At 58.6% G+C, this 24,097-nt stretch carries 20 protein-coding genes; 14 read left to right on the forward strand and 6 right to left on the reverse strand.

The genetic code is table 11. The features are described 5' to 3' along the window. Positions 1 to 68 precede the first annotated feature (68 nt). On the reverse strand, positions 69 to 1,898 hold the full coding sequence (gene glmS, locus ACQ4WM_RS19270; RefSeq protein WP_436548273.1) for a glutamine--fructose-6-phosphate transaminase (isomerizing): 1,830 nt from the start codon (positions 1,896 to 1,898) through the stop codon (positions 69 to 71). Between the two features lie 150 nt (positions 1,899 to 2,048). On the opposite strand from glmS, the gene ACQ4WM_RS19275 reads away from it, so the two are divergent. After that, a complete protein-coding gene (locus ACQ4WM_RS19275) occupies positions 2,049 to 2,522 on the forward strand; it encodes an Lrp/AsnC family transcriptional regulator (RefSeq protein ID WP_436548274.1) in 474 nt (157 codons plus the stop codon). A gap of 612 nt (positions 2,523 to 3,134) precedes the next feature. Here the strand turns inward: ACQ4WM_RS19275 and glmU are convergent. Then, complete coding sequence (glmU, locus tag ACQ4WM_RS19280) at positions 3,135 to 4,511, reverse strand: bifunctional UDP-N-acetylglucosamine diphosphorylase/glucosamine-1-phosphate N-acetyltransferase GlmU (protein WP_436548275.1); 1,377 nt, start codon at positions 4,509 to 4,511, stop codon at positions 3,135 to 3,137. A 29-nt stretch (positions 4,512 to 4,540) separates the two neighbouring features. Between glmU and ACQ4WM_RS19285 the strand changes: the two genes are divergently transcribed. From ACQ4WM_RS19285 to ACQ4WM_RS19305, 5 genes are all read left to right on the forward strand, one after another. Continuing rightward, the gene (locus ACQ4WM_RS19285) at positions 4,541 to 5,437 is read left to right on the forward strand and encodes a DUF6279 family lipoprotein (RefSeq protein WP_436548276.1); all 897 of its coding nucleotides are present in this window, start codon (positions 4,541 to 4,543) and stop codon (positions 5,435 to 5,437) included. A 69-nt stretch (positions 5,438 to 5,506) separates the two neighbouring features. Beyond that, positions 5,507 to 6,154 carry a 16S rRNA (guanine(966)-N(2))-methyltransferase RsmD gene (gene rsmD / locus ACQ4WM_RS19290; protein ID WP_436548277.1) on the forward strand — a complete coding sequence of 216 codons (648 nt, stop codon included), beginning with the start codon at positions 5,507 to 5,509 and terminating at the stop codon, positions 6,152 to 6,154. A gap of 122 nt (positions 6,155 to 6,276) precedes the next feature. Continuing rightward, positions 6,277 to 6,774: a pantetheine-phosphate adenylyltransferase gene (coaD, locus tag ACQ4WM_RS19295; RefSeq protein ID WP_436548278.1), complete on the forward strand. Its 498-nt coding sequence runs from the start codon at positions 6,277 to 6,279 to the stop codon at positions 6,772 to 6,774. A 15-nt stretch (positions 6,775 to 6,789) separates the two neighbouring features. After that, the gene (locus ACQ4WM_RS19300; RefSeq protein WP_436548279.1) at positions 6,790 to 7,053 is read left to right on the forward strand and encodes a YfhL family 4Fe-4S dicluster ferredoxin; all 264 of its coding nucleotides are present in this window, start codon (positions 6,790 to 6,792) and stop codon (positions 7,051 to 7,053) included. 82 nt (positions 7,054 to 7,135) lie between these two features. Then, positions 7,136 to 7,729 carry a chalcone isomerase family protein gene (locus ACQ4WM_RS19305; protein ID WP_436548280.1) on the forward strand — a complete coding sequence of 198 codons (594 nt, stop codon included), beginning with the start codon at positions 7,136 to 7,138 and terminating at the stop codon, positions 7,727 to 7,729. A gap of 54 nt (positions 7,730 to 7,783) precedes the next feature. Here ACQ4WM_RS19305 and ACQ4WM_RS19310 read toward each other — a convergent pair whose 3' ends face one another. Then, a complete protein-coding gene (locus tag ACQ4WM_RS19310; RefSeq protein WP_436548281.1) occupies positions 7,784 to 8,005 on the reverse strand; it encodes a hypothetical protein in 222 nt (73 codons plus the stop codon). A gap of 196 nt (positions 8,006 to 8,201) precedes the next feature. Here ACQ4WM_RS19310 and ACQ4WM_RS19315 point away from each other — a divergent pair, with 196 nt between their 5' ends. After that, positions 8,202 to 9,182: a LysR family transcriptional regulator gene (locus tag ACQ4WM_RS19315; RefSeq protein WP_436548282.1), complete on the forward strand. Its 981-nt coding sequence runs from the start codon at positions 8,202 to 8,204 to the stop codon at positions 9,180 to 9,182. A gap of 133 nt (positions 9,183 to 9,315) precedes the next feature. Here ACQ4WM_RS19315 and ACQ4WM_RS19320 read toward each other — a convergent pair whose 3' ends face one another. After that, entirely contained in the window at positions 9,316 to 10,872 is a 1,557-nt protein-coding gene (locus ACQ4WM_RS19320) for a methyl-accepting chemotaxis protein (protein ID WP_436548283.1), read from the reverse strand. 203 nt (positions 10,873 to 11,075) lie between these two features. Then, a complete protein-coding gene (locus ACQ4WM_RS19325; protein WP_010393827.1) occupies positions 11,076 to 11,531 on the reverse strand; it encodes an Lrp/AsnC ligand binding domain-containing protein in 456 nt (151 codons plus the stop codon). Positions 11,532 to 11,739: 208 nt separating this feature from the next. Between ACQ4WM_RS19325 and putA the strand changes: the two genes are divergently transcribed. After that, the gene (putA, locus tag ACQ4WM_RS19330; RefSeq protein WP_436548284.1) at positions 11,740 to 15,393 is read left to right on the forward strand and encodes a trifunctional transcriptional regulator/proline dehydrogenase/L-glutamate gamma-semialdehyde dehydrogenase; all 3,654 of its coding nucleotides are present in this window, start codon (positions 11,740 to 11,742) and stop codon (positions 15,391 to 15,393) included. Positions 15,394 to 15,445: 52 nt separating this feature from the next. Here the strand turns inward: putA and ACQ4WM_RS19335 are convergent, their stop codons facing one another. Further along, entirely contained in the window at positions 15,446 to 16,204 is a 759-nt protein-coding gene (locus tag ACQ4WM_RS19335) for a 5'-methylthioadenosine/adenosylhomocysteine nucleosidase (RefSeq protein ID WP_436548374.1), read from the reverse strand. Positions 16,205 to 17,558: 1,354 nt separating this feature from the next. Between ACQ4WM_RS19335 and ACQ4WM_RS19340 the strand changes: the two genes are divergently transcribed. From ACQ4WM_RS19340 to ACQ4WM_RS19365, 6 genes are all read left to right on the forward strand, one after another. Continuing rightward, on the forward strand, positions 17,559 to 19,196 hold the full coding sequence (locus tag ACQ4WM_RS19340; protein ID WP_436548285.1) for a GMC family oxidoreductase: 1,638 nt from the start codon (positions 17,559 to 17,561) through the stop codon (positions 19,194 to 19,196). Positions 19,197 to 19,317: 121 nt separating this feature from the next. Then, entirely contained in the window at positions 19,318 to 20,088 is a 771-nt protein-coding gene (locus ACQ4WM_RS19345) for an ABC transporter ATP-binding protein (protein WP_436548286.1), read from the forward strand. Next, positions 20,088 to 20,816: an ABC transporter ATP-binding protein gene (locus ACQ4WM_RS19350; RefSeq protein WP_436548287.1), complete on the forward strand. Its 729-nt coding sequence runs from the start codon at positions 20,088 to 20,090 to the stop codon at positions 20,814 to 20,816. Before ACQ4WM_RS19345 ends, ACQ4WM_RS19350 begins: the two co-directional genes overlap by 1 nt. A gap of 49 nt (positions 20,817 to 20,865) precedes the next feature. After that, positions 20,866 to 22,074, forward strand: coding sequence for an ABC transporter substrate-binding protein (locus tag ACQ4WM_RS19355; protein ID WP_436548288.1), 1,209 nt, complete (start codon positions 20,866 to 20,868; stop codon positions 22,072 to 22,074). A 109-nt stretch (positions 22,075 to 22,183) separates the two neighbouring features. Further along, positions 22,184 to 23,068 carry a branched-chain amino acid ABC transporter permease gene (locus tag ACQ4WM_RS19360; RefSeq protein ID WP_436548289.1) on the forward strand — a complete coding sequence of 295 codons (885 nt, stop codon included), beginning with the start codon at positions 22,184 to 22,186 and terminating at the stop codon, positions 23,066 to 23,068. A gap of 30 nt (positions 23,069 to 23,098) precedes the next feature. Further along, the gene (locus ACQ4WM_RS19365) at positions 23,099 to 24,079 is read left to right on the forward strand and encodes a branched-chain amino acid ABC transporter permease (protein ID WP_436548290.1); all 981 of its coding nucleotides are present in this window, start codon (positions 23,099 to 23,101) and stop codon (positions 24,077 to 24,079) included. The last annotated feature ends 18 nt before the right edge of the window (positions 24,080 to 24,097 follow it).

Raw genomic sequence — 24,097 nt, forward strand, 5'->3', positions numbered from 1 at the left:
AAGTATCCAAGGCCACTTGTGTCAGACTTTATTGTTTGCCAACACCTTCTCTCCCAGCCATTGAACCCTTACTCCACCGTCACCGACTTGGCCAAATTCCGCGGCTTGTCCACATCGGTGCCGCGTGCCAGCGCTGTGTGGTACGCCAGCAGTTGCAGCGCTACGACGTGCAGGATCGGGGACAGCACGCCGTAGTGTTCCGGCAGGCGGATCACGTGCAGGCCTTCGCCCGAGCTGATGCGCGAGTCGACGTCGGCGAAGACGTACAGCTGGCCGCCGCGGGCGCGCACTTCCTGCATGTTCGACTTCAGCTTTTCGATCAGGGCGTCGTTCGGGGCGATGGTGACGACCGGCATTTCATTGGTCACCAGGGCCAGCGGGCCGTGCTTGAGTTCACCGGCCGGGTACGCTTCGGCGTGGATATAGGAAATTTCCTTCAGCTTCAGCGCACCTTCCAGGGCGATCGGGTAGTGCATGCCGCGGCCTAAAAAGAGGGCGTTTTCCTTGCGGGCGAATTCTTCGGACCAGGCGATGATTTGCGGTTCCAGCGCCAGCACGGCGGCAATTGCCACGGGCAGGTGGCGCATGGCTTTCAGGTGGGCCGCTTCTTCGTCGTCGGTCAGGCGTCCGTTGACTTGCGCCAGGCACAGGGTCAGCAGGAACAGGCCGGCCAGCTGGGTGGTAAAGGCCTTGGTCGAGGCGACGCCCACTTCGACGCCGGCGCGGGTGATGTAGGCCAGCGCGCATTCGCGCACCATGGCGCTGGTGGCCACGTTGCAAATCGTCAGCGTGTGATGCATGCCCAGGCTGCGCGCGTGTTTCAGGGCGGCCAAGGTGTCGGCCGTTTCGCCGCTTTGCGAGATGGTGACGACCAGGGTGTTCGGATGCGGCACGCTGTCGCGGTAGCGGTATTCGCTGGCTACTTCCACGCTGACCGGCACTTTGGCGATCGATTCGATCCAGTACTTGGCGGTCATGCCGGCATACGAGCTGGTGCCGCAGGCCAGGATCAGCACGCGGTCGATCTGCTTGAAGATTTTATAGGCGCCGTCGCCGAACAGCTCGGGCATGATGGCCGTCACGCCTTCGAGCGTGTCGCCGATGGCGCGCGGTTGCTCGAAGATTTCTTTCTGCATGTAGTGGCGGTACGGGCCCAGTTCGGCGGCACCGGTGTGCGCATGCACGGTCTTGACTTCACGGTTGACTTGCCTGCCGTCGACGTCGACGATCCACACGCGCGACAGTTGCAGGTCGACCACGTCGCCTTCTTCCAGGTAGATAATCTGGCTGGTGGTGCCGGCCAGCGCCATGGCGTCGGAAGCGACAAAGTTTTCACCTTCGCCCAAGCCGACGATCAGCGGCGACCCCTGGCGGGCGGCGACCACGCGGTGCGGTTCGTCGCGGCAGAAAACGGCGATCGCATAAGCGCCGTCGAGGCGCTTGACGGCTTGTTGCACCGTCTCGAACAGGTCGCCGTTATACATATGCTCGACCAGGTGGGCGATGACTTCGGTATCGGTCTGGCTCTGGAACACATAACCGAGGGCCGTCAGTTCGGCGCGCAGGTCGTCGTGGTTTTCAATAATGCCGTTATGCACCAGCGCCACGCGGGCGTTGTCTTCGGTTGGCGAAAAGTGCGGGTGGGCATTGAAGGAAACCGGGGCGCCATGCGTGGCCCAGCGCGTATGGGCGATGCCGGTAAAGCCGGCGAGGCCTTCTTCGGCGATCCGCTTTTCCAACTCGGCCACGCGCGCGGTGGAGCGCGAACGTTGCAAACGGCCATCGGCGTGCAGGGCGATGCCGCAGGAATCGTAGCCGCGGTACTCCAGGCGCTTCAGGCCTTCGAGCAGGATGGGGGTGATATTACGCTGCGCTACCGCGCCGACTATGCCGCACATGGAAACCTCGAATTGAATTAACTAATGCATCCATGCTAATCCAGCGAGTATGAAATAAGCTTTCTAAATTCATTTTTTTTTGATTGAATATTTCATGTATATTTTGCGATGAAATATTCTTTCATTTAATTCAAATTTATTTTCTAATTCATGAGCGACACTACCATCCTGCTAGACGATATCGACCGGCGCATTCTGAATGCCTTGCAAGTTGATGCATCACAAACCAACAGCGAACTGGCGCGGCTGGTGCATGTCTCGGCGCCGACTTGTTTGCGCAGGGTCAAGCATCTGACCGACAGCGGCGTGATCGAACGGCAGGTGGCGATCGTCGCGCCGCAACGGGTGGGGCCCAGCCTGACGGCCGTGGTCGAGATCACGCTCGATGTGCAGGCGGCCGAACGCATGGCCGAGTTCGAACAACTGGTGGCGAACGAAGCGGCCGTGCTGCAATGCTACCGCGTCTCGCCTGGCCCCGATTTCGTGCTGCTCGTGCAGGTGGCCGACATGCCGGCCTACCATGCGCTGGCGCACAGCCTGTTTACAGCGCACGCCAACGTGCGCAATGTAAAAAGCTATTTTTCCACCTTCCGCAGCAAGTTCGAGACGCGCATCGCCGTCTGAGCCGGGGCACAGACAAGTTATCCAGACTTGTTATGCCACTTGTGCACATTGTTATCCACAGCCTGCGAAGTGCTCCGGGGCTGCATGGCGCAGCTGCTTTTTTCATGCCTGGGAAAAGCTAGGGTGAAAAACAAGTTATCCCGACTTGCCCAGCGATTGCTCACCAGTTGGCAACAGGCTTGTGCACAAATTTATCCACAGGAAACCATGCGAATCATGCATAAAATACTTATTTAATTCAATAACTTGGAAGTTATTCCTGGCTTATTCAGTATTTGTACACAGCATTATCCACAGATGGAAAACTCAAAATGAACATCTCGAAATATCATGTTCATTTGCAGGGTAAAGATGGATGAGGCTGGAGAAGACGCGAAACTTGTCCCGTCTTTTTCACAGCTTTTACATGGCTTATACCAGGCTTATCCCTGCGTCTTTCGCATGCTTGCACACAGCTTTATCCACATAGTAAAAATGACAATTCAAAAATTGCTGACTTATCCCCTTTTTGCACACCAACTGTCCACAAGCTTGTCCACAACACCCATGCATATAAAAAATGCCGCCAAGCCGTAAAGGCTCGCGGCATCGTCTGCCATCAGGCAGCGCAACTTATTTCGGCTTCCTGACCGGGCGTTCCCAGCCCTCGATGGTGATTTGCCTGGCGCGCGAAACGGTCAACTTGCCGGCCGGTGCATCTTTCGACAAGGTGGTGCCGGCGCCCAGGGTGGCGCCCTTGCCGACGGTCACCGGTGCGATCAGCTGGCTGTCGCTGCCGATAAAAGCGTCGTCCTCGATCACGGTGCGCGATTTGTTGACGCCGTCGTAGTTGCAAGTAATGGTGCCGGCACCAATATTGACGCGCGAACCGATGGTGGCGTCGCCGATATACGCCAGGTGATTGGCCTTGCTGTTGGCGGCCACCTGGCTGTTTTTCACTTCGACGAAGTTACCGATATGCACTTCCTCGGCCAGCACCGTACCTGGGCGCAAGCGCGCGTACGGGCCGATCAGCGAACCGGCGCCAACGACAGCTTCTTCGATATGGCAGAACGGCTTGATGTGCGCACCGGCCGCCACGGTGGCGTTGACCAGCACATTGTTGGCGCCCACGCGCACGCCGTCGCCCAGTTCCACCCGGCCTTCGAACACGCAGCCGACGTCGATGGTGACGTCGCGCCCACAAATGAGTTCGCCGCGCACGTCGATGCGGGCCGGGTCCAGCAGCGTCACGCCGCGCTCAAGCAGGGCCAGCGCGATATTGTTCTGGTGAATCCGTTCCAGCTGCGCCAGTTGCACCTTGCTGTTGACGCCAGCGACTTCCCACACGGCGCCGGGCTGGGCCGAGGTGACGGGCACGCCGTCGGCCACCGCCTGGGCGACGATGTCGGTCAGATAGTATTCACCCTGTGCATTGTTGTTCGACAGGGCTGACAACCATTTCTTCAGTTGCACGGTCGGTGCGACCATGATGCCGCTGTTGATTTCGCGGATGGCGCGTTCCTCGGGCGTGGCATCTTTTTCCTCGACGATGCGCACAATGGCGCCATTTTCGCGCACGATGCGGCCCAGGCCGAAAGGATCATCCTGCACCACCGTCAGAATCGCCAGCTGGCCGTTGCCGGCCGCCTGTACCAGTTTCTGCAAGGAATTGCTGCTGGTCAGTGGCACGTCGCCGTACAGGATCAGGGTAGGGACGGTATCGTCCAGCAAAGGCAGCGCCTGCTGCACGGCGTGGCCAGTGCCCAGCTGCTGCGCCTGCTCGGCGGCGGCGATGTCCAGCGACTGTCCGGACTTGTACTGCTCGAGCAGTTTCAGCACCGCTGCGCCCCCATGTCCGTAAATCACGCATAATCTGGACGGCGCCAAGGTGCGCGCCATATCAATCACATGCGACAGCAGCGGCTTGCCAGCCAGTGGGTGCAGTACTTTTGGCAGCGCCGACTGCATGCGTTTCCCCATACCGGCGGCGAGAATGACAACGTTCATAGTCCGTATTTATTTTATAAGTTAAGAATATGAAAAAGTTTAACACGCAGGCCCTTTTCCAGAATCGCTTGAAGTACGCAGTATTGACGCTGATGCTGGTGGTGGTGGCCGGCTGCACCAGCCTGCGCCTGGCTTACAACAATGGCGACACCGTGCTGTACTGGTGGCTGAACGCCTATGTCGACCTGGACCGCGACCAGAAAGGCTGGGTCCGCGAAGATATCGACAAGCTGTTCGACTGGCACCGCAAGACCCAGCTCAAGGACTACGTGGAAATCCTGCGCAAGGGCCAGAAGCAGGTACAGGGCAACCCCACGCAGGCGGACCTGCTGGCCGACTACAGCGAAATCAAGAGCCGTACCCAGTCGCTGCTGCTGAAAGCGGCGCCCGACCTGGCCGACCTGGCGCGCTCGCTGAAACCGGAACAGGTGGCGCAAATGGAGAAGAAGTTCAAGTCGAACAATGACGACTACCGCAAGAAGTTTCTCACGGGCGACCAGGAAAAGCGCCAGCAGCTGCGCTACAAGAAATCGATGGAGCAGTTCGAGCTGTGGTTCGGCAGTTTCAGCAGCGAGCAGGAAGCCATTATCCGCAAGGCGTCCGACGCGCGGCCGCTGGACAATGAAATCTGGCTCGACGAGCGCTCGCGCCGCCAGCGCAATGTGCTGAACCTGGTGCAAAAGGTGCAGAACGAAAAACTGAGCAAGGAAGCCACCGTGGCTTTGATCAATACCCTGATCAAGGACAGTTTCGAGCGCCTCGAACACTCCGATCGCAAGGCCTTTTTTGATACGTTTGACAACAGCACGGCGCAGATGGTTTTGACCGTCATCAAGATCGCCACGCCGGCGCAAAAAGCCCATGCCGTCAAGCGCATGCAGGGCTGGATCGACGACTTCAATTCGCTGGCGGCGCAGCCCAAATAAGCAGCGCCGGCACAGGGGCGGTGGGGGCCATATGCTATAGTGGCCGCCATCGAATTGAAGAAATCCCCCATGCAAAAGAAGATCAAGAAACCGGCCAAAGTGCCGGTCCACCACGCGCCGCCACCGAACCAGGTGCGCATTATTGGCGGGCAATGGAAGCGCTCCGTCTTGCCCGTGCTGCAGGCGCTGGGCTTGCGCCCGACACCGGACCGCGTGCGCGAAACGGTATTTAACTGGATCAATCACCTGCGCGACGGCGAGTGGGCCAACGCCCAGGTGCTGGATCTGTTTGCCGGCAGCGGCGCGCTGGGCTTCGAAGCGGCCAGCCGCGGTGCATCGTCCGTCACCATGGTCGACACACATACGCCCGTGATACGCCAGCTGGAAGAAAACAAGACCAAACTGCGTGCCGACAATGTGCAGCTGCTGCGCGGCGACGCCTTGCTGACGGCACAAGGCCTGGCGGCACACGGCCAGCGTTTCGACCTGATCTTCCTCGATCCGCCTTACCAGCAAGACTTTTTAGCCAAGGTATTGCCGCTGTGCGCGAATCTGTTGAAAGAGGGCGGCATTGTTTATGCGGAATCGGGCTTGTCGATGGTGTTCGATGAAAACAGCGAACTGGACAAGCCGGACTGGATGGCGCCGTGGGAAGTCATCCGCGCCGATAAAGCAGGGACAGTTTATTATCATTTGCTAACTTACAACAAGTGCTGACAACGGCCTGAATCTGCTTATAATTTGAGCAGAAATCAGCCAAAAGCGGCCCCCAGCCCAAGGCAAAGCACCAAATTCAGGCATAATGCGCGTCTATATTGGTGCATCGTCAGGGAGCCGCAATGGTTGTAGCCGTTTATCCGGGAACGTTCGATCCGCTCACGCGCGGTCATGAAGATTTGGTGCGCCGCGCATCGGGTCTGTTTGACAAGCTGATCGTGGGTGTGGCCGACAGCAAGAACAAGAATCCGTTTTTCTCGCTCGACGAACGCCTGGAAATTGCCAACGAAGTGCTTGGTCATTATCCGAATGTGCAAGTGGAAAGCTTTTCCGGCCTGCTCAAGGATTTCGTGCGCAACCATGAAGCACGTGTGATCGTGCGCGGCCTGCGCGCCGTGTCCGACTTCGAATACGAATTCCAGATGGCCGGCATGAACCGCTATCTGCTGCCTGATGTCGAAACCATGTTCCTGACGCCATCGGACCAGTACCAGTTTATTTCGGGCACCATCGTGCGCGAAATCGCAGCGCTGGGCGGCGACGTCTCCAAGTTTGTCTTCCCCTCGGTCAACCGCTGGCTGCAAAGCAAGATTGCCGCCAACGCTGCATTGACGCAATAAGCAAGAGTAAACATCATGGCACTACTGATCACCGACGAATGCATCAATTGCGATATCTGCGAGCCCGAGTGCCCGAATGACGCGATCTACATGGGCGCCGAAATCTACGAAATCGACCCGAACAAGTGCACCGAATGCGTAGGCCACTTCGACGAGCCGCAATGCCAGCAAGTGTGCCCGGTCAGCTGCATCCCGCTCAATCCGGCCTGGATCGAAAGCCCGGAACAATTGCAGGCGAAGTACGAACGCCTGCAAGCCGAATTGCCGCTGAAAGCGTAAACATTCCGGCCGCCAAGCTGCGCGGCCCTCTTGCGGCAACTGTTCTACACTGTCCCTTCGCTTATTTCATGGAAGGCAGCAGATGCTCAGCATATCCCGACTCGGCCGCTCGCTGGCCACCGCCTGTCTCTGCGCCGCTCTGGCGCTGCCGGCGCTGGCCGTCGAGGTGGGCGGCGTCAAGCTCGACGACACGGTGCAACTGGCGAACCAGCCCTTGAAACTGAATGGCGCCGGCGTGCGCTACAAGCTGATCTTCAAGGTCTACACCATCGCGCTCTACTTGCCTGAAAAGAAAAGCCAGCTGGCCGAGATCCTGGCGCTACCCGGGCCGCGCCGGCTCGAAATCGTCATGTTGCGCGATATCAGTTCCGACGACCTGGGCAAGTCCTTCATGGAAGGCCTGAACCGCAGTTCCGACCAGGCCGACCGCACGCGCCTGCTGAGCCAGACGATGCAGCTGGGGTCCATGTTTGAAATGGTGCCGGGCTTGAAAAAAGGCGACATGCTGACGGTGGACTGGGTGCCCGAAGAAGGTACGGTGTGCAGGCTGAACGGCAAGCAGCTGGGCGAAAAAGTGCCCGACCTGGCTTTTTATAATGCGCTACTGAAGATCTGGATCGGCGCCCATCCGGCCGACATGCAATTGCGTTCCCATTTGCTGGGCGAGGTGAGCTGAATCACGGACGTTAAAAAAGCCGGCGTGACCGGCTTTTGCATGTGCGGGAAAATCTTATGTGCGTGTGGCCAGCTCGCGCGCCAGGCGTTGCTCACGGCTCAGCTTGGGACGCACCACCAGCACCAGCGCACGGGCGATACCGACCAGCAAAGGTTTGAAGACCAGTGCAAAGGCAGCAATGGCGACCAGCGCCAGCGCGAGTTGCAGGAAGGCGATCAGGGAGATGTCCAGTACGGCTGCGGGTATTGCGTACAGGGCGGTGGCGAAGGTAGACATGATTTCCAGTGCATTATAGAATTTGGCAGTACTATAGTGCGGTGCAACATATAAATCTAATTCCATTTTCTGATACCAATTATATGAATCATGAATGGAAAACTGTAATATTTTTTTACCAGTGAAATCAATCCGCCCCGGCGCGGTTTACACTGGTAAATAATTTCTCTGAATTCAACTTTACCTTGGACTTTCCATGAGTTTTCTGACGCTGGATCTGAACTTGCTGCGTGTTTTCGACGCCGTCATGACGGAACAAAACCTGACGCGTGCGGCCGGCCATCTGGCAATGACACAGCCGGCGGTATCGAACGCCATCAAGCGCCTGCGTGAAAGTCTGGGCGATGAATTGCTGATCCGCACGGCGTATGGCGTGAAGCCGACGCCGCGCGCCGAAGCGCTGTGGCCGTCCGTACGCTCAGCCCTGGCCAGCCTGGAAGCGGCAGTGACGCCGGAAACCTTCGATGTCTCGAAAACCCATGCCACCTTCCGCATGGCGATGGCCGACGCCACCGCCGCGTTCTGGCTGCCGTCGTTGATGCGCTCGATCGAGCGCGAGGCACCGGGCGTGAATGTGCGCATGATGCCACTGACCACGCGCGAACCGCGGCCGATGTTGCTGCGTGGCGACATCGACCTGGCAGTCGGCTTCTTCCCCGGGGTAGCGGCGCAATTGTCGAGTGAAACAGGCTCACCGATCCGCCACGAGCGCCTTTACTCGGGCAAATACGTGTGCGTGATGCGGCGCGGCCATCCGCTGGCCAACCAGGAGCTGACCCTGGACAATTATTGCGCCGCGAATCACTTGCTGGTGAGTTTTTCCGGCCGCGCTCATGGCCTGATCGACGAAGCGCTGTCGCAGATCCACCGCGAACGGCGCATTTTATTGACCGTGAACCAGTTTTTCACGGCCGGCCGCGTGGTGGCCAACTCCGACCTGATCACGGTCCTGCCACGTCACCTGATTGCCTCGACCGGCATGACCGAATCGCTGCTGTACAAGGACTTGCCGCTGACCTTGCCGGCGGTCCACCTGGACATGCTGTGGCACGAACGCGACGCGCGCAGCCCGGCCCACAAATGGCTGCGCAATCACCTCGAAGGCATGAATACGCCGGTGTTGCGCTCGGCCACGGCCGCCGGTGGTGGCGTCACCGCCAAACCCCACATCGATTGATCAGCTTGATCAATGCCACGACAACGCCTGAGGAAAGCGTAGCGAGCGGATGTGAGTTGTGGCTGAGAAGCACAGCCGTACTAAAGTACGGCGAGCATCGCAGGCCGCAAATCGCACCGCGCAGTAGCTTTAATCAGGCGTTGCTGGAGCGGTAGCCGACGCGGAACCCACCCCAGTGCTTGCCGTCCACATAGATGGGCGCCGACAGGTCATGCATGACCTCGCCCGTATCCCTTTTATACGTTTGCAACAAAAACGGCCGGGTATTGCTGCCGCAGCGCGCGCCCGTGCGGTCGCTGAAGATGCGCTTGGTACGGTTGTGCACGATATCGTGATCGTAGTCACCCGTCAGCGGCTGTGAAAATTTCTTGTTGTGGGTCGGAAAATAGCCATTCGTGTCGACCGCACCCGCATACGCCAGCTGGGGCAGGGCGACCAATAACGCTTCCTGCAGGTCCGGCAAGACCTTGTCGGTAAACGCGTCGAACAGGGTGCTGTGCTTGGGTGGATTGGTATTCGGTATAGGCCGGTAGTGGCGGTCGAACAGCGCCTCGCGCGTGATGCGCCTGGCGGCAATCGCCTGCTCGAACAACTTGCCCACCGCGTGCGCGGCCTGCTGGGCGGCAATGCGGATCTCGTCGTGCGGGGTCGATACGGTGGATTCTCCCAGCGCGCTGGCGATCACTTCGGCCCGTTCGGCCAGCGCCATCGCCGACTGCGTGGCGCGCGGCAATTCGGTATTGGTCGACAACATGCTGTCGCGTATCTGCGCGATGGCGTCGGCGATCACTTGCGTGGTGTCCACATGTTCGCGCGAGGCGCGCGCGATCTGGCCGATCTCGTCTTCCGACACACCTGACGATTCCTCGATATGGCTCAATGAGCCATGCACGCTTTCCACATTGCGCGCCGCTTCCGTCACGCCGGCGGCCAGCGACTGCATGTCGCGCGCGGCAAGCTCGGCCTGCTGATTGATTTCACGCACCATCACGCTGATCTCGTCGCTGGCTTCCTTGGTGCGCAGCGCCAGTTGCCGCACTTCGCCGGCCACCACCGCAAAGCCGCGGCCATGTTCGCCGGCCCGCGCCGCCTCGATGGCGGCATTCAGCGCCAGCAGGTTGGTGCGTGCGGAAATATCGGAGATCGCTTCCGTAAAGCCGGTAATGCGTTTCGATTTGTCTTGCAGGCTGAGCATGGCGGTAGACGCCGCCTGCGCGTCTTCGCGCGCGCGGTGGACACGCTGCAAGCCCTGGTCCAGTTCGGCGCGCGCTGCCACGCTTTCGACCCGTACGCCGGCGGCCACTTTGGCAGCCCGCTCGGCATTGGCGGCAATTTTTTCGGTGGTGCGCGCATTCTGTTCGGAACTGTCGGCGATATCGCTGGCCGTCTGCACATCCAGGTCGACTTTCTTTTTGACCGAATCGACAAAATACGAGGTTTCCGCCGCGCCTATCATGATGGCGTCGATGGCGCGCCCGACCGTGCCGGCAAACAGCTGCAGGCCCTGCTTGCCATCGCTGCGGTTCGCCATGGCAAGCAGCACCGCCCCCACCAGGGCGGCCAGCACGGCGATCAGGTAAGGGGAAGTGGCGCCCGCCAGTTGCAGCAGGAACACCAGGCAACAGGCCAGCACGATGGCCGCGAGCGTGAATAGAAAGAAACGTACCATCTGGTGCGGCAACTGCTTCATTTGTCCCCCGCTGCGAGAATCCGTACCGGCCCCAGTCGGGGCAAGCTGTAGCCGGATGCGGGTGTGCACGATTGCACGCACCGCACCTTGATCCCGACGTCTGCGCGTCGTATCAGGCGGCTACCGGATGGCAGATTTGTAGTTCCACCCTACAACATTTATCCGCTTAGCTCAATCGGAAAAATGACGGGATGCAAGCGAGGTCATTTGATCGGCAGTTTGGTGGTATTTTTGACCTCTTCCATCACCGCATAAGTGTGGGTTTCACGCACGCCTTTTTGCAGCAAGGTTTTACCGAGGAATTCGCGGTAGGCCGCCATGTCTTTCACGCGCGCCTTGACCAGATAATCGAAACCGCCGGCCACCATATGACATTCCAGTACCTCCGGAATGATTTGTACGCTATGCTTGAAGGCGTCGAACACTTCCGGCGTGGTGCGGTCGAGCACGACCTCGATAAACACCAGCAGCGACACGTCGAGCAGTTGCGGATTCAACTGGGCCGTATAGCCCATGATGTAGCCCGATTCGTGCAGCTTGCGCACGCGCTCGAGGCAGGCGGCCGGTGACAGGTTCACGCGCGCGGCCAGCTCCACATTGCTGATGCGTCCATCGCTCTGCAATTCCATCAAGATTTTCTTGCTTATCTTGTCCAGCATCCGAAGCACTCCCCAAATAAATATTATTTGGTTAAATTGTCGCATCAAAAACTATCTATTGCTAGCCCTCTGTATTACCAGAATTAATCCATAAGAATCCCCTTTACAATCGAATCATCTTAGCATCCGACTTTCTGTATTATTTTGCACTAAAAAAGGGCAAAAAATACCGCCGGTTCCGTCATCTTTTTCCTTGTAAAGAGTCCCTATGCACCCTGCTGGCCACCCGGCTTTTACCCCGCATCCATTCGCCGCGCTCCAGGCGGAAATTTTGCCTCCAGCGACGGCGCCACGTGCCGCCATCACTGCCGCCTACAGGCGCGACGAGGTTTCCGCCGTCCAGTGGCTATTGCAACAGGTACGTCCTTCCAGCACCGAAACCACCGCCGAAGGCCAGGCGCTGGCGCACCGGCTGGTGGCGGCCGTGCGCCAAAAACGCACACGCTCGTCCGGTGTTGATGCACTGATGCATGAATTCTCACTGTCCTCGGAAGAGGGGGTTGCCCTGATGTGCCTGGCCGAAGCACTGTTGCGTATACCTGACACTCAGACGGCCGACCGCCTGATTGCCGACAAAATCAGCAAGGGTGACTGGAAAAAGCATCTGGGCGAATCGCCGTCGATGTTCGTCAATGCGGCCACCTGGGGCTTGCTGATTACCGGCAAGCTGGTCGGTACCAGCAGCGAGTCGGGCTTGGGTTCAGCCATGACCCGCCTGATCGCCAAGGGCGGCGAACCGTTGATACGCAAAGGCGTGGACCTGGCGATGCGCATGCTGGGCAATCAGTTCGTAACGGGCCAGACCATCGAAGAAGCACTGAAAAACAGCCGCGACAATGAAACGCGCGGCTACCGCTATTCCTACGACATGCTCGGTGAAGCAGCCCTGACCGAACAGGATGCGCTCAACTACTACGCTTCGTATGAAACGGCGATCCACGCCATCGGCAAGGCGTCGAACGGGCGTGGCATCAAGAACGGCCCCGGCATCTCCGTCAAATTATCTGCCCTGCATGCGCGCTACAGCCGCGCCCAGCGTGCCCGCGTGCTGGCCGAATTGCTGCCGCGCGTGAAAGCGCTGTTGCTGCTGGCCAAGCAATACAACATCGGCTTCAATATCGATGCGGAAGAAACCGACCGCCTGGAATTGTCGCTCGACCTGATGGAAGCACTGGCGTTTGATGCGGATCTGGCCGGCTTTGAAGGCATCGGCTACGTGGTGCAGGCGTATCAAAAACGCTGCCCGTTCGCCATCGATTACCTGATCGACCTGGCCCGGCGCAGCGGCCGCAAATTCATGGTGCGCCTGGTCAAGGGTGCGTATTGGGATGCTGAAATCAAACGCGCCCAGGTCGATGGCCAGGACGGCTATCCAGTCTATACGCGCAAGGTCTACACCGACGTATCCTACCTGGTGTGCGCGCAAAAACTGCTGGCCGCCAGCAGCCTGATCTACCCGCAATTTGCTACCCATAATGCGCAAACGCTGGCGACGATCTACACCTGGGCCAGGCGCGACGGCATCACTGACTATGAATTCCAGTGCCTGCACGGCATGGGCGAAACCCTGTACGACCAGGTGGTGGGCACGGCCAATCTGGACAAGCCATGCCGCATCTATGCGCCGGTCGGCTCGCACGAAACCTTGCTGGCCTACCTGGTGCGCCGCCTGCTGGAAAACGGCGCCAATTCGTCGTTTGTGAACCAGATCGTCGACGAAAACGTGGCCATCGACAGCCTGATCCGTGATCCGATCGAACAGGCTCGGCTGCAGGGCGGTTTGCCGCATCCGGCGATCGCCCTGCCGCAGGCCATGTTCGGTAGCGAGCGCAAGAATTCTGCCGGCATCGACTTGTCCAACGACGACACCTTGCGCGCGCTGGCCGAGGGCCTGGCGCAGACACACGCCTGGCAAGCGTCGCCATTGATCGATGGCGCTGTCAGCCTGAACGCCCCCACATTGATGATCTGCAATCCGGCGCGTCATGATGACCAGGTAGGCAAGGTCGCTGAAGCGTGCCCGGCCGACGTGGAAACAGCGCTGGCCGCCGCCAGCGCCTTCGCTCCCGCATGGCAGGGCACGGAAGCGTCGTTGCGCGCCCATGCGCTGCGCCGCGCCGCCGATCTGTTCGAAGAGCATCACATCGAGCTGATGGCGCTGGCCGTGCGCGAAGCGGGCAAGTCGCTGCCGAACGCGATCGCCGAAATTCGCGAAGCGGTCGACTTTTTACGCTATTACGCGGCCGAGGTCGACCATGCGCCGGCTACCGTGGCGCTGGGTCCGGTGACCTGCATCAGTCCATGGAATTTCCCGCTGGCCATTTTCACGGGCCAGGTGGCCGCTGCATTGGCAGCCGGCAATGTGGTACTGGCCAAGCCGGCCGAGCAAACGCCGCTGATCGCCTGGCGCGCGGTGCAATTGATGCACGAAGCGGGCGTGCCGCGCGGCGCCCTGCAATTTTTGCCCGGCAGCGGTGAAGTCGTCGGCGCGGCGCTATGCCAGGATGCGCGCGTCAAAGGCGTGATCTTTACCGGATCGACCCAAGTGGCGCAGCTGATCAACCGTACCCTGGCTGCGCGCGCCGTGGCGGAAAACATCGATATTCCATTGATAGCCGAGACCGGTGGCCAGAATGCACTGATCGTCGATTCCTCGGCCTTGCCGGAACAGGTAGTGCAAGATGTGATGTCGTCGGCGTTCGACAGCGCTGGCCAGCGCTGCTCGGCCTTGCGCGTTTTGTTCCTGCAGGAAGAAATTGCCGACAAAACCATCAAAATGCTCAAGGGTGCGATGCAGGAACTGCGCGTCGGCAATCCTGACCGCCTGGCAACCGATATTGGCCCCGTCATCGATCTCGAAGCGCAAGGCAACCTGCTGGCCCATATCAACCGCATGAAAACCGTGGCGCTCGACCATTTTTCGCTCGACCTGCCGCCCGTGGAAGGCACGTTTGTCGCGCCGACCGTGCTGGAAATCAAGTCGCTGGACCAGCTGACGCAAGAAGTGTTCGGCCCCGTGCTGCACGTCATCCGCTACAAGCGCGCCCAGTTGCCGCAGTTGGTGCAGTCGATCAATAACAGCGGCTATGGCCTGACGCTGGGGATTCATACGCGCATCGATGAAACGATTGATTTCATCACCCAGCGCGCACATGTGGGCAATATTTATGTGAACCGCAATATCGTCGGTGCCGTGGTCGGCGTGCAGCCATTCGGCGGCGAAGGCAAGTCGGGGACCGGTCCGAAAGCGGGCGGCCCGCTGTATCTGAAACGCCTGCAGCGCAATGCGCCGGCCGGAGCGCAGCACCAGCGCCAGGCAGCGCCAGCGCTTGATGCGCTGATCGTCTGGGCCAAGATGCACGGCCACGACCAGGTGATGCAGCTGGCTCAGGAATACACGCGCACGACCTTGCTGGGAAGCACCATCGTCTTGCCGGGTCCGACGGGCGAGCGCAATACCCTGAGCTTTGCCGCGCGCGGCACCATCTTGTGCGCGGCCGCCACTTCGGGCGTGCTGATGAACCAGCTGGCGGCGGTGCTGGCAACCGGTAACCAGGCGCTGGTGCTGGCCCAATCGGTCAGCCTGATCCCGGCCGACTTGCCGGCGGCGCTGAAAGACCGCATCCAGGTCATCACGGATATTTCGTCGGGCGAACATGATTTCCAGATCGCCATGATAGAAGCAGCACTGGCAGGCGAGCTCAAAACGCTGCTGGCGGCCCGTGAAGGGGCCGTGGTGGGCATCATCGACACAACGGCTGACTCCGCCATCCCTCTGTGGCGCCTGGTCGCAGAGCGGGCGCTGTGCGTGAATACGACGGCGGCCGGCGGCAACGCCAGCCTGATGATGCTGAGCGTGTAAGCTGCTCAACAAAAGCAGAACCTGGCGGGTTCTGCCTTTTTTTTATACAAAATCAGCCGGCCAGACGCTGGCACAGTCGTTTGATGGTGCCAAAAGCATAACGCGAAGCAACGCCGTTCACGAAACGCATGAAGTCGACGGCCGCTTCTTCATTGGCGTTATCGGACACCGTGCGCATCACGGTAAACCGCACGCCCAGTTCAAAACACACTTGCGCGACAGCTGCGCCTTCCATTTCAACGGCCAGCAGGTCCGGAAGATCCGCTTTCAACTGGTTCAGATGGGCGGCGCTGCCGATAAACTGGTCGCCGCTGGCAATCAGGCCGCGATGCACTTGTGGCTGCTGTAAACCAAATTGCCTGATTTCCACCGGATCGAGCACGGTGTTTGCGTCTTCACCCAAAAAGTCCTGCGCAGCACTGGCCAGTTGTTCGCTCAATGCCAGATCGCTGGCAAAGCGCTGCAAGCCGGTCAGCGGCACTTCGAAGCGGGGAAACAGGGGCCGCGCATCCATATCGTGCTGCAACAAGGCTTCGGCCACCACGATATCGCCCACTTTGACTGAGCTATCCCCGCTGCCGGCCACGCCGGTAAAGACGATGTGGGTAACTCCGAACTTTTCCACAAGCAAAGAAGCCGTCATGGCGGCAGCAACCTTGCCCAGACGCGACAGGACGCACACAGCGTCGATATTCCACAGCTGCCCAAGGGTGTAGACCCGCATGCCGTGCGAACGCGTGACGGCCCCTTGCATGGCTTCTACCAGCCCCTGCTGTTCTTCATGCAGGGCACTGATGATTCCCAGGCGCATTTTTTTGTCTGTATTCATGTGTTTTTCACTGGTTTTGCGCGGTTGAAAACGTTAACAGCACCGTTTACGTGACTTTTCTACGGTCTGCGTTGGTTTCTGTGTTTTAAATAAAGATGTATACATAAAAATAGTAGTGATAGTAAACGACGCTTTTTCTGTGGATAAGTCGGTATACAGGCGCGTTAACAAGCACTTAGCCCACAAAAAAGCCCTTGCACAAGCATTGTATCGAGGCAGGACTTGTTTGGGATAAAAGTTAGCCTGTGGACAAAGAAGGACTTTTCCCACATCTCGTCCTGTGGATATACAGGCAGTTATCCACAGTAGCCAGCAAAAAAACACGGTTTTCACGTTTGCCGCCGTGCTGTTGGCACACCTCAATGGCTGGCCAGTATGTTGCGCAGGATCGACCGCGAATTCCTGTAGACGGTTTGGCAGTGGGTGTCAGGGTCGCTGTTAACGTTTTTTTTGCGGTATTTGCCGGTTTTTGGAAAAAACGGCGGCGTTCGCGCTTTTTTTGTCGGTTTACAATAGATTGATATATAAAAATAGTAGTAATAGTAAACGCCGATTTTTCTGTGGATAAGTCGCTTTTTTTCAACAGGATCAATTGTTTACGCGTAAAAAAAAGCCTGCATAAGGCCTGTATCGCTGAAGGAGCAAAATTGTATAAAATATCGGCCCTGCGCTGATTTCATGTTTACGCACAAGTCATCCTGTGGATATCGACTGACTTATCCACAATCGTTCTGAAATTCCCCTTTTTTTCATTTTGCACGCCTTGCCTGGATTGTCGGCAGGCATGCGTACAGGCGTCGTTTCCTGCAAAACCGTTTTGCAGCGTCGATGTTGATATGCCGGCTTGCCGTTTTTTTGCCGGGTCATTGGTGCCTGATTTTTTTAGCTGGCAGCGTTGCCATGGCGAGATCAAGTGCACGTGACCAGGTTTACTCTAACAAGACCGTATACAAGAATAGTAATAGTAGTTAACGCAGCACTTTCCTGTGGATAAGTACAGATTTATCCTTGTAAACAAAAACTTGGCGCGCGTATAAACACTGTTCAAGCGCTGTATGACGCGTCAACAGTTTTGGGATAAAAAAATCGCCTCTGAAAAATTTTTCGTTTACGCACATATCGTACCTGTGGATATCCCTACACTTATCCACAGCAGAAAGCGGTGTTTTTTGAGCACGGATTGAGCAGCCATGGAGCAGGCTGAGCAATTAATGTCGCCGAGCAAGGTCACTGGTGGTAATCTGTTTTGCGACTCATGCACGAACAGACTCTGGTAATGGCAAGCGGCGAGGAGACACGCCGCCCACCCTTAAAGGTATTACCGAAAGGAGCTTCATTGGAATCGGCAGGCGAATTTGACTACATCATCATCGGTGGCGGTACGGCAGGGTGCGTGCTGGCCAACCGGCTCACGCGTGACAAGGATGCCACCGTCTTGCTGGTGGAAGCTGGCGGCAAGGACGACTATGTGTGGATCCATATCCCCGTCGGCTACTTGCATTGCATCGGCAATCCGCGTACTGACTGGCTGTATTCCACCAAGGCCGATGCGGGCCTGGGCGGGCGCAGCCTGATTTATCCACGCGGAAAAGTACTGGGCGGCAGTTCATCCATCAACGGCATGATTTATATGCGTGGCCAGGCACAGGACTACGACCGCTGGGCCGAGCTTGTCGGCGACGCTTCCTGGGGCTGGGACCAGGTGCTGCCGCTGTTCAGGCAAAGCGAGGATTATCATGGCGGCGCTTCACCCTACCATGGTGCCGGCGGTGAATGGCGGGTGGAAAAACAGCGCTTATCGTGGGATATCCTGAATGCTTTCCGCGACGCCGCAGAACAGGTCGGCATCCCGAAAACGCCGGACTTCAATTGCGGCGATAACAGCGGCAGCAGCTATTTCGACGTCAACCAGCGCCGCGGCATACGCTGGAATACCTCGAAAGCATTTTTGAAACCGGCCTCGCAGCGCCCAAATCTGACCATCATGACGGGCTGCCACGTGGAACGCCTGCAAATCACTACTTCGGAAAACGGTCCGCGCTGTACCGGCATTACCTTTACGGGCGGCGGCACGCAGTGGCAGGCGACGGCGCGGCGTGAAACGCTGCTGACTGCCGGCGCCATCGGTTCACCGCATCTGCTGCAATTGTCCGGCATAGGCCCGGCCGGCTTGCTGCGGCAACATGGTATTGCGCCGGTGGTCGACGCGCCTGGCGTGGGTGGCAATTTGCAGGATCATTTGCAGCTGCGCATGGTATTCAAGGTGCAGGGCGTGAAGACCTTGAACATGATGGCTGGCAATTTGCTGGGCAGGATGCAGATCGGCTTGCAATATGCGCTATTCCAGAGCGGACCGATGTCGATGGCGCCGTCGCAGCTGGGTGCGTTTGCCCGCTCCGACCCGGGCCAGGCCACGCCCAACCTGCAGTATCACGTACAGCCCTTGTCGCTCGACAAATTCGGCACGCCCCTGCATACATTTCCTGCATTTACGGCCAGCGTCTGCAATCTGCGCCCGACTTCGCGCGGCAGTGTGGAACTGGCCTCGAACGACAGTTATGCAGCACCAGCCATCACCCTCAATTACCTGAGTACGCCGGAAGACCGCCAGGTGGCAGCCGATGCCTTGCGCCTGACGCGCAGCATCGTTGCTGCGCCGGCCTTGCAGCGGTTTGCTCCGCAGGAATACAAGCCCGGTCCGCATTACCAGACGCAAGCCGAACTGGTGCAGGCGGCCAGCGAGATCGGCACGACGATTTTTCATCCGGTCGGCACTTGCCGCATGGGCCTGGCCAGCGATCCCTTGTCGGTGGTCGACAGCCAGTTGCGGGTGATTGGCGTGGCTGGCTTGCGCGTGGTCGATGCCTCGATCATGCCGTTTATCACTTCGGGCAATACCAACTCGCCGACCGTGATGATTGCCGAAAAAGCGGCACAAATGATACAAAAATGCTGGAAACCCGATACGGTTTGAGGCCGCTTGCACCATGATAGAGAGGCGAAAGTCCCCGTAGTTATACTGTATTGTGCGGCAAATTCAAGTTGTGTAATATGAAAAAAACTAAGTAGTACAAAAAGTACAACTAGGAGACACGATGTCAAACATCATCTTGGAAACAAGAAATTTGACCAAGGAATTCAAGGGCTTCACCGCTGTGAGCGATGTGAACCTGCAAGTGGAGCGCGGCCATATCCACGCCTTGATCGGCCCTAACGGGGCCGGCAAGACCACATGTTTTAACCTGCTCACGAAATTTCTGGTTCCCACTTCCGGACAGATCCTGTTCAATGGAAATGACATCACGGCCGCAAAACCGGCCCAGATTGCCCGCATGGGGGTGATACGTTCTTTCCAGATTTCTGCCGTATTCCCGCATCTTTCCGTGCTGCAGAATGTACGCATCGGCTTGCAGCGCCAGCTCGGTACCTCGTTCCATTTCTGGCAAAGCGAACGCGCCCTGAACCAGCTCAACGACCGTGCCATGGCCTTGCTGGCCGAGGTCGACCTGACCGAATTTGCCGACACCATCACGGTCGACATGCCCTACGGGCGCAAGCGCGCGCTCGAGATCGCCACCACCCTGGCAATGGAGCCGGAAATGATGCTGCTCGATGAACCGACGCAGGGCATGGGCCACGAAGACGTGCACCGTGTCACCGAGCTGATCAAAAAGGTCTCGGCCGGCCGCACCATCTTGATGGTGGAACACAATATGAGCGTGGTCTCCGGCATCTGCGACAAGATTTCCGTGCTGCAGCGCGGCGCCATGCTGGCCGAAGGCAGTTATGCCGAAGTGTCGCGCAATTCGCAGGTGATGGAAGCGTATATGGGCACCACCCACGCCGAACTGGAAGGGGCGCATTGATGACATCGATCAACAAAGCGCCGGCGCTGGAAATTTCGCAGCTGCAAACCTGGTATGGCGAGTCGCACATTTTGCATGATGTGAACCTGAAAGTGCAGCAGGGCGAGGTGGTCACTTTGCTGGGCCGCAATGGCGCCGGCCGCACCACCACCTTGCGCGCCATTATGGGACTGACGGGCGCGCGTACCGGCTCGATCAAGGTCAACGGCGTCGAGGCGATCGGTTTGGCCACGCACAAGATCGCCCACCTGGGCATTGGTTATTGTCCCGAGGAGCGCGGCATTTTTTCTTCGCTGTCGACGGAGGAGAACCTGATGCTGCCGCCCAGACTGAACGTGGCCAGCGGCGAGAAGGGCATGTCGGTCGCCGAAATCTACGCCATGTTCCCCAACCTGCAAGAGCGCCGCCACAGCCAGGGCACGCGCCTGTCCGGCGGCGAACAGCAGATGCTGGCCGTGGCGCGCATCTTGCGCACCGGCGCGCGGCTGCTGCTGCTCGACGAAATATCGGAAGGCCTGGCGCCTGTCATCGTGCAAGGGCTGGCGCGCATGATTACCACTTTGAAAGCGAAGGGATACACCATCGTCATGGTGGAGCAGAATTTCCGGTTTGCCGCGCCGCTGGCGGACCGGTTTTATGTGATGGAGCACGGTCAGATCGTCGAGACTTTTGCTGCATCCGAACTGGAGGCCAAGATGCCGGTACTGACCGAACTGCTTGGCGTGTAGTGCGAGCGATCGAATTCAATAGCAAACAATAATTTCCAACGGAGACACCATGAAACGTAACGCTATCGCCATTGCCACCGCTGCCATTTGCGCGGTGGGCTTTTCCTCCTTCGCTCACGCCCAGGTCTCGGGCGACACCATCAAGATCGGTTTTATCTCGGACATGTCGGGCGTGTATTCCGACGTCGACGGCCTCGGTGGCGCCGAAGCCATCAAGATGGCAATCGCCGACGCCGGCGTGGTGCTGGCTGGCAAGAAAGTGGAATTCATTTCCGCCGACCACCAGAACAAGGCCGATATCGCCGCCTCCAAGGCGCGCGAGTGGTTCGACCAGCAGGGCGTCGACATGCTGATCGGCGGCACCAATTCCGGTGCCAGCCTGGCGATGGCCAAGGTCGCGGCCGAGAAGAAAAAGGTGTTTGTTGCCATCGGCGCAGGTTCCTCGCGCCTGACCAATGAAGAGTGCTCGCCCTACACCGTGCACTACGCCTACGACACCGTGGCGCTGGCGCGCGGCACCGGCGGCACCATCGTCAAGCAGGGTGGCAAGAACTGGTATTTCATGACGGCCGACTATGCATTTGGCCATTCGCTGGAAAAAGACACGGCCGAGGTCGTCAAGGCGGCCGGCGGCAAGGTGCTCGGCAGCGTCAAGCATCCGCTGGGCGCCTCCGATTTTTCTTCCTTCCTGTTGCAGGCGCAAGCGGCCAAGCCGCAAATTTTGGGCCTGGCCAATGCCGGTGGCGACGCCATCAACAGCATCAAGGCCGCCAATGAATTCGGCGTGTCGAAAACCGTCAAGCTGGCGGGCCTTTTGATCTTTATCAACGACATCCATTCGCTGGGCCTGAATTTGACGCAGGGCATGTACCTGACTGATGGCTGGTACTGGGATTTGAATCCGGAAACCCGGGCCTGGTCGAAACGCTATTTCGACAAGATGAAGAAAGAGCCGTCGATGCTGCAGGCAGCCGACTACTCGGCCGCAAGCAATTACCTGAAAGCCGTCAAGGCGCTCGGCACAGACGATTCCGACAAGGTCATGGCCTACCTGAAAAAAACCAAAATCAACGACATGTTCACCAAGAACGGCGAAGTGCGTCCCGACGGCCGCATGGTGCACGACATGTATCTGATGGAAGTGAAAAAGCCGGCCGAGTCGAAATACCCATGGGATTACTACAAGGTGGTGGCCACTGTGCCTGGTGCGCAAGCGTACCTGACCAAGGCCGAATCGAAATGTTCGCTCTGGAAATAAGCTGACAGCACTGGCCATGCTTCACCTTGCACGGCCACGCCCAGTCGTGGCCGTGCGTCTCCCTTGACACCACACCGCCGTCCGGCGGTGCTTTTTATACTGTGATGCCATGGAAATTTTCGGCGTTCCATTACAAGCAATGATGAGCCAGCTGCTGCTGGGCCTCGTCAACGGCTCGTTCTATGCCATGTTGTCCCTCGGTCTGGCCGTGATCTTCGGCCTGCTCAACGTCATTAATTTCTCGCACGGCGCCATGTACATGATGGGCGCCTTCCTGGCCTGGATGGGCCTGAGCTATTTCGATATCAATTACTGGGCCATGCTGGTGATCGCCCCACTCATCGTCGGCGCCTTCGGCATCCTGATCGAAAAAACCATGCTGCGCTGGCTGTACAAGCTCGACCACCTGTACGGCTTGCTGCTGACCTTCGGCATCACGCTGATTGTCGAAGGCGTGTTCCGCTCGTTTTATGGCGTATCGGGCCAGCCGTATGCGGTACCCGAATTGCTGGCTGGCGCCACCGACCTGGGCTTCATGATTTTGCCAAACTATCGCGCCTGGGTGGTTGTCGCCTCCCTTGTGGTATGCCTGGCGACCTGGTTCGTGATCGAAAAAACCAAGCTGGGCGCCTACCTGCGGGCCGGCACGGAAAACCCGAAACTGGTCGAAGCGTTCGGCATCAACGTGCCGCTGATGGTGACCCTGACGTTCGGCTTCGGCGTGGCGCTGGCCGGCTTTGCCGGTGTGCTGGCAGCCCCGATTATCCAGGTCTCGCCGCTGATGGGCTCGAACCTGATTATTGTCGTGTTCGCCGTGGTGGTGATCGGTGGCATGGGTTCCATTATGGGTTCCATCCTGACGGGCCTGGGCCTGGGCGTGATCGAGGGCCTGACCCGCGTGTTCTATCCTGAAGGCTCGGCCACCGTGGTGTTCGTGGTGATGGTTATCGTGCTGCTGCTGCGTCCGGCCGGCCTGTTCGGCAAAGAAAAGTAATCTCATCAGTCATGTATTGGAGCAATCACGATGAATAAGAATGTAGGCTACGCAATCGCCCTGGCGCTGGCGCTGGCCGCACCGTTTTACGGCTATCCGGTCTTCCTGATGAAGTTGCTGTGCTTTGCCCTGTTTGCCTGTGCCTTCAATCTGCTGATCGGCTATACCGGTCTGCTGTCATTCGGTCATGCGGCGTTTTTTGGCGGCGCCGGTTATGTTACCGGTTATGCGCTGCGTACCTGGGGCTGGCCGACGGAGCTGGGCCTGCTGGCCGGCGTCGCCACTGGCGCTTTCCTGGGCCTGGTCATGGGTGGACTGGCGATCCGCCGCCAGGGCATCTATTTCACCATGATCACCCTGGCGCTGGCGCAGATGGTGTACTTCCTGGCGCTGCGTTTGCCGTTCACAGGCGGCGAAGATGGCTTGCAAGGTGTTCCACGTGGAACCTTGCTGGGCACCATAGACCTCGGCAATGACACCGTCTTGTACTACCTGGTGCTGGCGATCTTTATCGCCGGCTTCGCCCTGATCGTGCGCACCATCCATTCGCCGTTCGGCCAGGTGTTGAAAGCGATCAAGGAAAACGAGCCGCGCGCGATTTCCTTGGGCTATGACGTCAACAAGTACAAGCTGATGGCCATCGTGCTGTCGGCCTCGCTGGCTGCCCTGGCCGGCGCCACCAAGACCCTGGTGCTGGGCTTTGAAACCCTGACCGATGTCTACTGGGGCATGTCGGGCCTGGTCGTGCTGATGACCTTGGTGGGTGGCATGGGTACCCTGGCTGGTCCCATTATTGGCGCCGTGCTGATCATTGCGCTGGAAAACAAGCTGGGGGACTTCGGCACCTATCTGGCCACGCATACCGGCGTGGAGTGGTTCGGTACCCTGGGCGAATCGGTGGGCATTGTTACCGGGATCATCTTCGTGATCTGCGTGCTGATGTTCCGGCGCGGTATCGTGGGCGAGGTGCTCGCCCGCTTCGGGATCAGGGCAGCCAGGCCAGCAGCCTGAGATTGAAGCAGCAAGCAC

The organism is Janthinobacterium longum, from assembly GCF_051380735.1.
GTDB lineage: Bacteria > Pseudomonadota > Gammaproteobacteria > Burkholderiales > Burkholderiaceae_D > Janthinobacterium.

Coding starts and splice junctions, on each gene's coding strand:
- glmS (WP_436548273.1), bottom strand. CDS start 1,898: ATGTGCGGCATAGTCGGCGCGGTAGCGCAGCGTAATATCACCCCCATC.
- ACQ4WM_RS19275 (WP_436548274.1), top strand. CDS start 2,049: ATGAGCGACACTACCATCCTGCTAGACGATATCGACCGGCGCATTCTG.
- glmU (WP_436548275.1), bottom strand. CDS start 4,511: ATGAACGTTGTCATTCTCGCCGCCGGTATGGGGAAACGCATGCAGTCG.
- ACQ4WM_RS19285 (WP_436548276.1), top strand. CDS start 4,541: ATGAAAAAGTTTAACACGCAGGCCCTTTTCCAGAATCGCTTGAAGTAC.
- rsmD (WP_436548277.1), top strand. CDS start 5,507: ATGCAAAAGAAGATCAAGAAACCGGCCAAAGTGCCGGTCCACCACGCG.
- coaD (WP_436548278.1), top strand. CDS start 6,277: ATGGTTGTAGCCGTTTATCCGGGAACGTTCGATCCGCTCACGCGCGGT.
- ACQ4WM_RS19300 (WP_436548279.1), top strand. CDS start 6,790: ATGGCACTACTGATCACCGACGAATGCATCAATTGCGATATCTGCGAG.
- ACQ4WM_RS19305 (WP_436548280.1), top strand. CDS start 7,136: ATGCTCAGCATATCCCGACTCGGCCGCTCGCTGGCCACCGCCTGTCTC.
- ACQ4WM_RS19310 (WP_436548281.1), bottom strand. CDS start 8,005: ATGTCTACCTTCGCCACCGCCCTGTACGCAATACCCGCAGCCGTACTG.
- ACQ4WM_RS19315 (WP_436548282.1), top strand. CDS start 8,202: ATGAGTTTTCTGACGCTGGATCTGAACTTGCTGCGTGTTTTCGACGCC.
- ACQ4WM_RS19320 (WP_436548283.1), bottom strand. CDS start 10,872: ATGAAGCAGTTGCCGCACCAGATGGTACGTTTCTTTCTATTCACGCTC.
- ACQ4WM_RS19325 (WP_010393827.1), bottom strand. CDS start 11,531: ATGCTGGACAAGATAAGCAAGAAAATCTTGATGGAATTGCAGAGCGAT.
- putA (WP_436548284.1), top strand. CDS start 11,740: ATGCACCCTGCTGGCCACCCGGCTTTTACCCCGCATCCATTCGCCGCG.
- ACQ4WM_RS19335 (WP_436548374.1), bottom strand. CDS start 16,204: ATGCGCCTGGGAATCATCAGTGCCCTGCATGAAGAACAGCAGGGGCTG.
- ACQ4WM_RS19345 (WP_436548286.1), top strand. CDS start 19,318: ATGTCAAACATCATCTTGGAAACAAGAAATTTGACCAAGGAATTCAAG.
- ACQ4WM_RS19350 (WP_436548287.1), top strand. CDS start 20,088: ATGACATCGATCAACAAAGCGCCGGCGCTGGAAATTTCGCAGCTGCAA.
- ACQ4WM_RS19355 (WP_436548288.1), top strand. CDS start 20,866: ATGAAACGTAACGCTATCGCCATTGCCACCGCTGCCATTTGCGCGGTG.
- ACQ4WM_RS19360 (WP_436548289.1), top strand. CDS start 22,184: ATGGAAATTTTCGGCGTTCCATTACAAGCAATGATGAGCCAGCTGCTG.
- ACQ4WM_RS19365 (WP_436548290.1), top strand. CDS start 23,099: ATGAATAAGAATGTAGGCTACGCAATCGCCCTGGCGCTGGCGCTGGCC.